Raw genomic sequence first — 12,524 nt, 5'->3', positions numbered from 1 at the left:
TGGGCGCCCCCAGCCGTTGGACCTACACTGAGTGGCTATTTAATTGAATGGCTTAACTGGCGTTTCTTGTTTATTGTCAGTGTGCCGGTAGCTTTATTTGCAATTTTAATGGTTATTCTTCTGATCAAGGAGCCGCCTAAAGTAAAACCAAAGCCGTTTGATTTACCTGGTTTTTTGCTGGCCGCAACTTGTGCAGGAACACTCTTGTACGCATTGACAAACGGACAGCATGATGGCTGGACTTCTTTTAAAATTGTATCTCTACTGTTCGTCGCCTTCTGGGCGCTTGTCTTCCTCATTTATGTAGAAAGCGGAAAAGACAATGCTGTAATCGAAATTTCATTATTCAAAAATTCAAAATATACGATTAGTGTCATTGCTTCTAGTTTCGTCATGATGGGGATGTATGGAGGAACTTTTTTGACACCGTTGTTTTTGCAAAATATTCAGCATGTGTCACCGATTGATACTGGAATCATTCTCATTCCACAGGCGATTGCAATGGCGGCTATGATGCCGATTGCGGGGCGGTTATTTGATAAGTTCGGCATTGTACCTCTGGGACTTGTTGGCCTGACACTGACCAGCTTTATGACATACCATTTGCATCAACTTACGCCAGATACACCGCATATTTGGCTGGAAACCGTAATGGCATTCCGGGGTCTGGGAATCGGTATTTGTATGATGCCATTGTCTACCGTTGGTATGAACGCGGTTCATCCGAGCAAGGTAGCGAATGCGTCTACAGCATCCAATCTGGTGCGTACCGTTGCAGCATCTATGGCCATTGCAGTGCTGACAGCGATTATGCAAAGTCGTTCTGCGGCTCATGCCCAACAAATTTCGGAGACCATTACACCAGACTCGGCTCATGCGCTGCAAGCGACGCTCGGCAGCTCTTGGGTGTCATCTATAAGTGGTTTAATCACGCTGGATGCCACATCGAGAGGGATTGGGGATACGTTCCTCATTTCATCCATACCGCTGTTTTGCACGATTCCACTGATCTTTTTGTTTATTCAAAGGAAGAAAGCAAAGACACAGCCGGAGGCTTAATCAAAAGAACTACAAAATATCGACTGGATGGCTTACATTATTTCCACGGACAGAAAGAAAGGGAATTATCATGAAAATATTGAGAGTAGAAAGTACATTAGCGGCCTTGGTGCTCGGCGGCGCAGTGCTGGCAGGCTGCTCCAGTAATAGCGGAGCGGCGCAGGATATGGTCGTTCCTGTCAAGATCAGCCAAGCGCAGCAGGGTATCATTGGGCAAGGGAACATTTATACAGGAACGGTAACACCTTCGGAGACGGTGAATATTGTGCCAAAAGTGGGTGGTAAAGTAGTTGAACTGCCTGTGGATATTGGCTCAGAGGTCAAAAAAGGCCAAGTGCTGTTCAAGCTTGATGACAAGGACATGAGGAATAATGTAGCAAAAGCCCGCGCCGCCGCAGCCGCCGCAGCAGCAGGAGTGAGCTCTGCTCAGGCCTCCCATGAATCGACGATGGTTCAAGCCAACTCGGGCGTAGTACAATCCAAAAGCGGCGTGATTCAGTCCCAAAGCGCAATCAATCAGGCGCAGGGAGCCATTAATCAGGCTACTACAGCCGTAGAACAGGCGACACACGGCGTCTCCTCGGCCGCCAATACAGTGAAGCAAACGCGGCAAGCGCTGGCGGATGCTCAGAAAAATGTGACACGTACACAAAGCCTGTTTGACGCGGGTGCGAGTACCCAAGCACAATTGGAACAAGCAAAAACAGCCGTTGTGAACGCTGAAGCGGCATACAACAATGCGCAAAACGCACAGGCTAATGCCCAGGACCAACTGGTGGCTGCTCAGAAGGCGCTCACTACGGCCCGTAACAGCTACGATTCAGCAAAAAACAGCTACAGTAATGCTAACAGCGGCTACAGCAATGCACAAAATCAACTGAAGGTATCTCAAAATACAGCGGTTATCGAGTCCAGCCAACAGTCTCTCAAGCAGGCTCAGCTGAATGTGAGCATTGCTCAGGACGCACTCGACGATACAGTGATTACATCACCGATTAACGGTATTGTAGGTACGAAAAATGCAGAAGTAGGCGAAATGGTATCCGCACAGGCTCCTGCGCTGGTCATTGCCAACCTGAGTACAGTTAATACACTGATCTATGTACCGGCTGAGCAGATCAACAATGTAAAAGCAGGCGACAAGGTACAGGTACGTGTAGCAGCTTCCAATATTGTGACAACAGGTACAGTTAAAAATGTAAGCCCGTTGGACGCAAGTGGAAAAGGATATCCTGTGAAAATTTCGGTGGCTAATCCGGACGTAAAATTGAAGTCCGGTATGCTGGCTGATATCAGTTTTGTCGCTGCAAATGCGCAAGAAGGCATTGTCGTTCCTACCGCAGCGATTCAAAAGGATCAAGGTAAGCAATATGTATACGTTGTGAATGGTGACCATGCGAAACGCAAGGAAGTGAAGACGATTCAGACGACAGGCTCACAAACACTGGTTACCAGTGGCTTGAGCAACGAAGAGAATGTAATCGTGAATAATCTGGCGCTGCTGTCTGATAACTCACCGATCACCATTAGCCAATAATTCGGCTTCAAAATCTCTTGTATTATATAGTAGAGATTTATTAGAGAGTATAAGCGCAGGGCAGACCGGAGCAGTTTTACCGGGCTGCCTTGTTTAATTTCATTGCGCACATTTTACATAGGATTGATGTCGTTAGGGGTCTATTTTTGACGAACATTGGTATGATAGGATAGACTAAACTGGAAATAGATAGTTTACTAGATAGGGATTTATTACATTTTCAGATCAGTGATCGGAGGTATTACGAGATGGAAGTAAAGCTGGTTGTGGATTATGAAGCTTATGAGAATGGTCAAACGATGGCTAAGTCTATTGAAGAACAGGCAGGTAAGCCAGAGAGCGCGGAAATTACAGATTTGATTATTGGAGACTGGGGCGGAGCCTATGAACAATCGCCGGAGGATTTTATTCCGGTACTGGTAAAGCACAAAGATCAATTTCCGAAGCTGCGTAAGCTGTTTATCGGGGATATGGAATATGATGAGTGTGAGGTTTCGTGGATTAACCAGACGAATCTGTCTCCGCTGTTGGAGGCGTTTCCAGCATTGGAATCCTTTTATGTCAAAGGAAGTCAGGACCTGAGCCTGGAACCGTTGCGGCATAGCCATCTTCAGGAATTGGTTATTATTTGCGGAGGTTTGCCTGCGAGTGTCCTTCAGGAAATTCGTAATGCCGAGCTGCCTGAGCTGCGCAAGCTGGAGTTGTATTTGGGCGTGGATCAATACGGCTTTGATGGTGGCCTGAAGGATGTATTACCGTTCCTGAACGACAATCTTTTTCCAAAGCTTACCTATTTGGGGCTGAAGGATAGTGAAATACAAGATGAAATTGCGATTGCTGCGGCAAACGCACCTGTGATTGGACAACTGGAGGTACTGGATCTGTCTCAAGGCACGTTGTCTGATAAAGGGGCTGAGGCACTACTGGCTAGTGAAAGTATCAAAGGGCTGAAGCATCTGGATTTGAGCTATCATTATATGTCGGATGAAATGATGAAACGTTGGAAAAGCTCCGGACTGTCTGTGAATGTGGAGGATCAGCAGCAAGCGGACGAGGAAGATGATTGGCGTTATCCATCGTTGACCGAGTAATCCATAAAAAGGACTCTTTACGATCGAAGCTTATTCAAAAATTAAAGTGAGGCGGCTTTATGGTTGGGATCTCAGACAGCAATATCAGCGAGCCGTTTATTTTGTTCGGCAATCCGGGAAATCGGCGGACCACAGGACTACAGGAGGCGCGAAGCAGATTGAAGCTGCCGCCCGCTGTTGAGATTTCCTATAAAAATGTGCTGGAAGCCATCCATGAGAAGCAAAGTCTGGGGGAGTTGTTGGCCCGAATGGCTGCACAGGCTGCGCCAGACAGCGTAAATGCTAGTGTTTATGTGCAAGAGAGCATTCGCCAGTTACTGACGGGAAGGGCGGACATTAGTCCGCTGCTTCGTCTGGATGCACCGGGTGAAAGCTTTGAGGTAGAGCGTGAATTGATCGCTTTGGGCGCCTCGGATGCAGAAGGAGACGATTCTTTGTTTCTGTGTGCAGAATCAGCACATGGCACAGGTATATCGGCTATAGAAGCGCGAGGCCTGCTGGAGCAGCACGGTCGTATTTGGCACCCGGCACAATGGTTCCGGGGCTATTGCCGTCTGCTGGCGTGGCTATGGCATGAAGCAGCCCTGCTATGGCCTTCGTCGCGCTGGATGAATGATCCGGCGGAAGTGGCTGTGATGTTCGACAAACGGCGTTGCAGCATCGTATTGGACAAGGCGGGTATAAGAGTACCACCTGTGCTTGTATCATCAGAGGGTACCTTTCGTGATGTTGCTGATCTGCACGCGGCGATGAAGGAGAGCGGGGTTCACCGCCTGTTTGTGAAAATATTTTGCGGGTCCGGTGCTTCCGGTGTAATGGCCTATCAGGTGCATCCGCGGACACGGGCAGAGCTGGCAGTAACTACCATTGGAACGGAAACCATCCACGGACAGCGTGTGTATTACAATACGGGACGCTTGCGCCGTTATACGGACAAGCAGGATATTCATGCCATCCTGGGCTGGCTATGCTCGGAAGGGGTGCATGTGGAGCGCTGGATACCTAAAGCGAGTCTGAACGGACGTGTTTACGATGTACGCCAGCTTGTTTGCGGATCAGAGGCTTGTCATGCCGTTTTACGTTTAAGCCGAAGCCCAATTACGAATCTGCATCTGCGCAATGAACGGCTGTTGCTGGAGGACGCCGGGTTGCCTCAGGATACGGTAGAATCGGTTCAGCAAACTGGGGAAGCCGCAATGAGCGCTTTTCCGGCGTCTATGGTTGCTGGGCTGGATGTGCTGGTTCCTGCGCATGGTGGTCGTCCCTACGTGCTGGACGTAAATCCTTTCGGCGATCTGTTATACCGGGTGAAACATCAGGGGTGGAATCCATATGAATGGGAAATGCTGCATCTCCCCAATGGGACTGCAACTTTGGAAAGGAAAGACTTATTATGACCGATATGAACCAGATTGTCGGTTCTCATGATATTGTCATGATTACGCTTGACACGCTGCGTTACGATGTAGCCAAGCTGGAGGAAGAAAACTGTCCGAATCTATGTGGCTCCGGGCCGTGGGAAAAACGCCATACGCCGGGCAGCTTTACCTATGCTGCACATCATGCGTTTTTTGGCGGATTCTTGCCTACACCGGCTAATACGGATAAGGCTTCTCACATACGGCTGTTTCATACTAAAGATACGGGACTGCGTACACATCCGCATACGTGGCTGTTTGATGCACCGGATATTGTATCTGGGCTGGCGTGTGAGGGTTACCGGACTATTTGCATCGGCGGGGTTATTTTTTTTACGAAAAAAAACAAGCTTGCCAAGGTGCTGCCGGGGTATTTTCAGGAAAGCTACTGGCGTATGACCTTCGGCGTTACAAATCCCCGTTCGACGGAGCATCAGGTGAATCATGCCCTAAAGCTGCTGGAGAAGGCGGACCCGGCGCAGCGGCTGTTTTTGTTCCTGAATGTATCAGCTATTCATGGGCCTAATCACTATTTTCTGGAGGGCTCAGCCAAGGATTCGGTGAAGTCTCAACGCGCAGCCTTGCGTTATGTGGATGGGCAGCTTGGACGTTTGTTCGACGCATTACGAGAACGGGGGAAGACATTTTGCATGGCCTTTTCCGATCATGGTACGGCTTATGGGGAAGACGGCTACGAAGGGCATCGTCTGGCACATGAGGTAGTATGGAATGTACCTTACCGCGAATTTGTATTGTAGGGAAAAAGAAATGATAGACTGCACTGGTAATATGTAAAGAAATCAATCCAGCGCGAGGAGGGAGCAGAAATGAAAGCCATGAATCTGAATCATTCGCTTCTAACGGGAGCAGGAGCCGTTACCCCTGCGGGGCTGGACACAAATTCGACATCAAGGTCTTCATGGCCTGAGAATCCTGTTGAATGGGCACGCACGATCCGTGAAGCTCCCTACCGTTCCTATTTGTACTCTTACCCGCATAAGACGGCCTATCGGTCGTTTGATACACCGCTCTCACTGCAAGAATTATGGGAGAAGGAGGAGCTGGAGAGCTATTTTTTGTATATGCATATTCCGTTTTGCGCGGCTCGTTGCGGGTTTTGTAATTTGTTCACTTTGCCGGACAAGCGGCTGGATGTGCATAAGGAATATGTGGATGCACTTGAAAGACAAGCCCGACAATGGGCACCAATCCTGGGCGGTCGGCCTTTTTCACGCTTTGCCATCGGCGGCGGTACACCAACCTTGCTGGAGGCTCCTTTGGTCGAACGATTGTTTGATATTGCGGAGAATATAATGGGCTTAGACCCGAAACATGCTTCCATTTCGGTGGAAACGTCACCGGATACGGTAACCGAAGATCGGCTGGAGGTGCTCAAGCGCCGCCGAACGGACCGTGTCAGCATGGGAATCCAGAGCTTTGTGGAGTCGGAGAGTGCGGCCATATACCGCCCTCAGAAGCCCAAGCTGGTACGCGAAGCGCTTGCGCGGCTGGTAGAGTACGATTTTCCGCTGTTGAACGTGGATTTGATCTATGGTCTCCCCGGTCAAACGGCAGAAACCTGGCTGTATTCTCTGGAAGAGGCGTTATCATACGAACCGGGTGAAATTTTTATTTATCCATTATACATTCGGGAAAATACGATTTTAAAGCCCGGCTATACCGGGCTGGAGCATGATATTCGTCTGAGCTTGTACGAAGCAGCACGTGAAAGACTCCAACAGGCGGGATATGTGCAGTACTCCATGCGCCGTTTTGCCAAAAATGAGGATACACCCGGCAAGGAGTTGCTGCCATATAGCTGTCAGGAGGAAGGCATGGCCGGTCTGGGCTGCGGTGCGCGTTCTTATACGCGTAATGTCCACTATGCCAGCCGATACGGTGTTAGTGCAGCGGCAACGCGCGGAATTATTGCTGATTATGTCGCCGCCGAGCGTCATGATCTGGCTGATTACGGCTTTATTTTAAATGTGGAGGAGAGCAAGCGGCGTTTTATTCTGAAGGCACTTCTCCATCGTGAAGGTCTGGAGCTATCTGCTTACGCCGCGCGCTTCGAGGCGTCTCTGGCGGATGATTTTACAGGAATGTCCTTGCTATTGGAATCTGGTATGGCAGTGGTTGTAGACGACACACTGCGACTGACCGAGGAAGGAATGGCTTATTCCGATGCGATTGGCGACTGGATGATTTCCACGGCAGTACGCGAGCAGATGGAAGGCTACGTAGGCGCATGAGAGCAACCCTATATTACCGTGGCTCGTTGACTTCCTGCAACTATACTTGCCCTTACTGTCCGTTCAGCAAAAACGTGGATAGCCGTGAGAGATTGGACAAGGATCGGACGCAACTGGAGCGTTTTGCCGATTGGGTACGGGAGCAGGGAACTTTGGGGCATCGACTCTCTATTTTTTTTAACCCGTATGGAGAAGCTCTGATTCATTCCTGGTACCGCAAAACCATGATTGAGTTTTCCCATATGGCGCATGTGGAAAAAGTGGCTGTGCAGACGAACCTGTCGGCAAAGCTGGACTGGGCTAAGGAACTGAATCCGAGAACAGCTGCGCTGTGGGCTACGTATCATCCAGGAGAGACGAGGGAGCAGGCATTTATATCTCAATGTATAAAGTTAAATGAACTTGGTATTTCCTATAGTGTCGGCACCGTGGGACTGAGACAGGCTTTTCCCGCTATCCATTCCTTGAGATCACAGCTTCCGAAGGATGTTTATTTGTGGGTTAACGCCTATAAAGATCGGCCACATTATTATACCGAAGCCGAGATTGATGAATTAACGGCTATAGATCCCTATTTCCAATGGAATTTGCATGATTATAGTAGTCAGGGTCGGGCGTGTCGCGCTGGAGAGGATGTATTTTACGTACAGGGTGATGGGCGTGTAAAACATTGCTACCAGGATCGGCGAGTGCTGGGTCACTTGTACAGAGATGGCCTTGAAGGACTAAGTGCCAAGCGTCCGTGCCAGATGAAGGAATGCGGCTGTTATATCGGGTACATTCATATGGAGGAGCAGCCATTTCGGGAAATGTACGGCAGTGGTCTGCTCGAAAGGGCGCCCCAGGTTCCGGTATTCTCAGTTCCACACATTTAGCTATGTCCTATAAAACGCAAAAAAAAGAACCGACCCTTGCATCAAGCGAAGGTCGGTTCTTCCGTTTCACTGCATATTCTGTTAGATGTCCCTATGCGTTATTCCATCAAGTCTGGACAATGGCAGTGATTTCTTCGTCCAGATCCAGTCTGATTTGCTCGCGATAGGCACGGATATTGTACTCGGAATGCAGGTATCTCAGGATAGCCTCGATCATGTTGGCTTCCACCAGATACTGGCTGCGACCCTGTACATGGACTTCTGCCGAGTATCCTGTATCCTCTTCCCAGCTTAATTCTACTGTCACATCAGTGGGCTGGACGCCTTTTCGTTCAGCCATATGCAGACAGATGGCATTGACAATTTCATCCATACTTAAAATCATAACTTAGTAACGTCCTCCACGGGAATCATCAGGTCTGCGACGATTTTTAATGGCACGGTAGATACCTACTCCGACCATGATCAGGACGTATATAGCGAGAATGTTGACCGCAAGGCCAAGCAAGCTGCCCAGTGCGCCCATATTGCCGAACAGTCCGCCGAAGAGCATACCTGCCAAACCACCCAGCATCATGCCTTTCAGGAATCCGCCGCCACCGCCAAGGAATCCACCCGTTCTGCTTGTATTACCCGCAGTTGCACTGGATTTGGTGCCACTATCGGACTTATTGACACCGTTGCTGTCAGTGGCCTTGCTCGGTGTAGATTGGTACGTTTTTTGCCCGGATTTAAATCCGCCGCCTCGCCTCGCGTCGGCTGTAGATGGTGCGACCATAACAATCAGCAGGGTAAAAGCCATCATCAGCATCATCATAGTTCTCAAAGTAAATGTTTTTTTCATGTAAATATAATCCCCCTTGGTATGTTGGTTTGATATAGGTCAAACAGCCGCTTACCAGTAATACGAAACGGATAGAATAGGGTTTCAATAAAATTTAAAACATTCAAATTTTATTGATATATAAAGCCTATGCATGATTGGATTAAGCATTCAGTCTTATGGTTTAAGTGAAAATGGATTAGTGTCCGCTTTTACATCTCCGGCGAGCAGCATACGCAGTACCATTTGGCACCACTCCAGACCCGCCTTGGCATTCATAAGCCCTTTTTGCACGAGAATGTAATCGCCAAAGCTTTTGCTGCCAAAATGCAGATCCTCGTCGGGAATATCGTTCAGAATATCCTCAAGGTGCCGTATTCGCTCAATAAAATGACGCTTGCGTTCCTCCAGCATACGGTTGGCACTGCTTTTGTCCGTCAGCCAGAGACAGAACAGCCGCAGGCTTAATTCGTCCCGTGTGACCGGAGCGGCCAGTGATTCCTGGGACCATTGCTGAAGCATATGGATTCCCTTGTCAGTAATAGTATACATTTTTTTATCAGGTTTGTCGGACTGCTGAATCCAGCGGGAAGCAAGCAATTCCTTGCTTTCCATACGCGCCAGCAGTGGATAGATCTGACTGTGCTTGGCCTGCCAAAAAGGCTGGATACGCAACATCAGATCATAGCCGGAGGATTCTTCTCTGGCGAGAAGGCCCAACAGACCATACGATAGTAAATTCATAGATTTTATCTCCTTCATCCATCTTAGTAACGGTTATAACGGCTCTGCAGCAGGTGTCCTGCCGCAACATGAAAAGTGTACACTGAAACTGTATGGTTTGACAACTTTCAGATAGGCCGTTCACAGGTTAGCCCAAATTAGCTCCGGTCAACATACACTCATATGTGCTTATTTTCATAAAAAAGAGGTACCTTCAGATCGTATTTTACGACCTAAAGATACCCTCTTTAACGTTAATTATGGGACTTTTATTGCTTATTTCCATCAACAATCAGCGTTAACTCCCCGGTGTCCGGATGAATAACCATACCGTGTACAGGCGCATTAGGCGGGAGAAGAGGGTGGTTTTTAATAAGCTTTACGGTACTTCTAACCCCTTCCTCAATGTTGTCAAAACCTTTCAGCCATTTGTTCAGCTTAATTCCTGAATTTTCCAGCGTATTCAGCACCTCTTGCGAAATTCCACGCTCCAGCATTTCATTGACCATGTGATCGGCATTCAGCGCGGCCATACCGCATTCGTAATGGCCTATGACGAGCACTTCATCCGCTTCCAGCTCATACAGGGCAACGAGCACACTACGCATAACGCTTCCGAAAGGCTGGGAGATAATCGCACCCGCATTTTTAATGATTTTGACATCACCGTTGCGCAGGTTCATGGCTTTGGGCAACAGCTCGGTCAGGCGCGTATCCATACAGGTAATGATGACCATTCTTTTATTGGGGAACCTGCCTGTACGATAGGCTTCGTATTCTTTGTTTTCCACGAAAACGCGGTTGTATTCCAAAATCTCTTTGATGTGATCCACGATTGTTCCCTCCGTATGCTATTTAATGTTGAACCATTTTTTTGCAGCAGACCAGCATGGAAGAAGCCTAACTCCGATCTACACAGACCGATAATCAGGATTTACCCCTTGACAAATATGTACTATCTGACGGTTTTTCAAAGCCTTCAGGAGCTGGTCGCAAATGTTGTGTGTTGATTATACTTTTTAATATAAGTATCATCAAGTATAAGAAGTATAAAGTTTTATCCACTTTTAGATAAAGAGGTGACCTCGATGATGGCGCAACAGACGTTGGATCAATTGGCAGCTTTAAAAGAATTAGCACACAAAATCAAAAGTTATGGTGAGGCCGTGGGCTTGATGCACTGGGACTTACGGACAGGTGCTCCGCGCAAGGGCGTTGACATTCGTTCGGAAACATTGGGGATGCTGTCCACTGAAATGTTCAAGCTGGTTATTTCGGATGAAATGGGACAATTGCTGCAATTTTTTGCCGCAGAAGACAAGCTGGAGCAACTGGAGGACAATGATCGCAGACTGGTGGAGGAATGCCGCAAAAATTATGAGCTGAACCGTTCCGTTCCGGCTGACCGTTACCGGGAATACAGCGTACTCGCTGCTCAGGCGGAGAGCAAGTGGGAGGATGCCAAGGAACATAGCGATTTTGCCGGATTCGAGCCTTACTTGTCTAAAATCGTAGACATGAAGCGTGAGTTTATCGGTTATTGGGGTGTTAAGGGCACGGAATACGACACGCTTTTGGATCAATATGAACCGGATATGACGGTAGATAAGCTGGATGCTGTGTTTGATCGTCTCAAAAAGCGTCTTGTGCCGCTATTATCTAAAATCCAGGCTTCACCAAACCAGCCAGATAAGAGCTTTTTAGATGGTGTGTTTGATGTGAAGCAGCAAGAGAAGTTCGGCCTGTTCATTTTGAGACAGATGGGCTATGACTTCGACGCAGGTCGTTTGGATGAGAGCGTGCATCCTTTTGCGACAGGATTAAATCCGGGTGATGTGCGCATAACAACACATTATTTGCAAGATGATGTGACTAGTGCAATTTTCAGCTCATTGCATGAAGGTGGTCATGCGCTGTATGAGCAAAATATTGCGCCTGAGCTGGCAGGATCGCTGCTTTCCGAAGGAACCTCCATGGGGATTCATGAATCTCAGTCTCGCTTATGGGAAAATATGATTGGACGCAGCCGTGCTTTTTGGGATCGGTATTATGCTGACCTGCAAAAGCATTTTCCAGACCGTCTGGCGAAGGTTACAGCAGAGCAATTCTACCGGGCAGTCAACCGTGTGGAAAATTCACTGATTCGTATTGAAGCGGATGAGCTGACATATAACTTACATATCATTATCCGCTATGAAATTGAAAAAATGCTGTTTAATGAAAAGCTGGACGTGAAGCGCCTTCCAGAAGTATGGAACGCGAAATATAAGGAATATCTGGGACTTCTCCCGCCGGATGACGGCCATGGCGTTCTTCAGGACGTTCACTGGTCCGGTGGTGATTTTGGTTATTTTGCTTCTTACTCGCTTGGCAATATGTATGCAGCGCAAATTTTGGCGACACTGCGCAAGGAGTTGCCAAATCTGGATGAGTTGATTGCCGCTGGAGAGCTTGAGCCAATCAAGCAATGGCTGACCGAACGGATTTATCGTTACGGCAAGAGCCGGACGCCGTCCGAGTTAATTGTAGCCATTACGGGTGAGGATCTGAACCCGGATTATCTCGCCGACTATCTGGAAGAGAAATATACCTCCATATACAAGCTGTGATTTAGAAACTCTAAAGTAAACATATATGCATCTACCCCGCGTTCCTTGGGCGAACGCGGGGTTTTTGTATGAGATTAACGATTATATCGACAGCCGCATAACAATATATGAAGTCTATAATGCAAAAAGGTGGGGAG

At 48.1% G+C, this 12,524-nt stretch carries 12 protein-coding genes; 8 read left to right on the top strand and 4 right to left on the bottom strand.

Annotated features, from left to right (window positions below; genetic code table 11):
• The 7 genes from L696_RS0113270 to L696_RS0113240 all read left to right on the top strand — a co-directional run.
• A partial coding sequence (locus L696_RS0113270; RefSeq protein WP_025684068.1) for a DHA2 family efflux MFS transporter permease subunit occupies nt 1-1,059 on the top strand: 1,059 nt, incomplete at its 5' end.
• Between the two features lie 70 nt (nt 1,060-1,129).
• Nucleotides 1,130-2,596: an efflux RND transporter periplasmic adaptor subunit gene (locus tag L696_RS0113265; RefSeq protein ID WP_025684067.1), complete on the top strand. Its 1,467-nt coding sequence runs from the start codon at nt 1,130-1,132 to the stop codon at nt 2,594-2,596.
• A gap of 248 nt (nt 2,597-2,844) precedes the next feature.
• On the top strand, nt 2,845-3,687 hold the full coding sequence (locus L696_RS0113260; RefSeq protein ID WP_025684066.1) for an STM4015 family protein: 843 nt from the start codon (nt 2,845-2,847) through the stop codon (nt 3,685-3,687).
• 59 nt (nt 3,688-3,746) lie between these two features.
• Nucleotides 3,747-5,084: an STM4014 family protein gene (locus L696_RS0113255; protein WP_025684065.1), complete on the top strand. Its 1,338-nt coding sequence runs from the start codon at nt 3,747-3,749 to the stop codon at nt 5,082-5,084.
• Nucleotides 5,081-5,863, top strand: coding sequence for an STM4013/SEN3800 family hydrolase (locus L696_RS0113250; protein ID WP_025684064.1), 783 nt, complete (start codon nt 5,081-5,083; stop codon nt 5,861-5,863). Before L696_RS0113255 ends, L696_RS0113250 begins: the two co-directional genes overlap by 4 nt.
• A 69-nt stretch (nt 5,864-5,932) precedes the next feature.
• A complete protein-coding gene (locus tag L696_RS0113245; protein WP_025684063.1) occupies nt 5,933-7,357 on the top strand; it encodes an STM4012 family radical SAM protein in 1,425 nt (474 codons plus the stop codon).
• Nucleotides 7,354-8,232 carry an STM4011 family radical SAM protein gene (locus L696_RS0113240; RefSeq protein WP_025684062.1) on the top strand — a complete coding sequence of 293 codons (879 nt, stop codon included), beginning with the start codon at nt 7,354-7,356 and terminating at the stop codon, nt 8,230-8,232. Before L696_RS0113245 ends, L696_RS0113240 begins: the two co-directional genes overlap by 4 nt.
• A 106-nt stretch (nt 8,233-8,338) precedes the next feature.
• On the opposite strand, the gene L696_RS0113235 is transcribed toward L696_RS0113240, so the two are convergent.
• The 4 genes from L696_RS0113235 to L696_RS0113220 all read right to left on the bottom strand — a co-directional run bounded on the left by L696_RS0113235 (nt 8,339) and on the right by L696_RS0113220 (nt 10,611).
• Entirely contained in the window at nt 8,339-8,617 is a 279-nt protein-coding gene (locus L696_RS0113235) for a YxcD family protein (RefSeq protein WP_025684061.1), read from the bottom strand.
• Between the two features lie 3 nt (nt 8,618-8,620).
• Nucleotides 8,621-9,076, bottom strand: a complete 456-nt coding sequence (locus L696_RS0113230; protein WP_025684060.1) for a hypothetical protein — start codon at nt 9,074-9,076, stop codon at nt 8,621-8,623.
• A gap of 156 nt (nt 9,077-9,232) precedes the next feature.
• A complete protein-coding gene (locus tag L696_RS0113225) occupies nt 9,233-9,799 on the bottom strand; it encodes a PadR family transcriptional regulator (RefSeq protein WP_025684059.1) in 567 nt (188 codons plus the stop codon).
• 248 nt (nt 9,800-10,047) lie between these two features.
• The gene (locus tag L696_RS0113220) at nt 10,048-10,611 is read right to left on the bottom strand and encodes a beta-class carbonic anhydrase (RefSeq protein ID WP_025684058.1); all 564 of its coding nucleotides are present in this window, start codon (nt 10,609-10,611) and stop codon (nt 10,048-10,050) included.
• Between the two features lie 258 nt (nt 10,612-10,869).
• Between L696_RS0113220 and L696_RS0113215 the strand changes: the two genes are divergently transcribed.
• On the top strand, nt 10,870-12,387 hold the full coding sequence (locus tag L696_RS0113215; protein WP_025684057.1) for a carboxypeptidase M32: 1,518 nt from the start codon (nt 10,870-10,872) through the stop codon (nt 12,385-12,387).
• The last annotated feature ends 137 nt before the right edge of the window (nt 12,388-12,524 follow it).

Origin of the sequence: Paenibacillus maysiensis (assembly GCF_000520815.1) — a bacterium.
Lineage (GTDB): Bacteria > Bacillota > Bacilli > Paenibacillales > Paenibacillaceae > Paenibacillus > Paenibacillus maysiensis.
The sequence above is the reverse complement of the archived record's forward strand: the minus strand, read 5'-3'. Positions and strand labels throughout refer to the sequence as shown.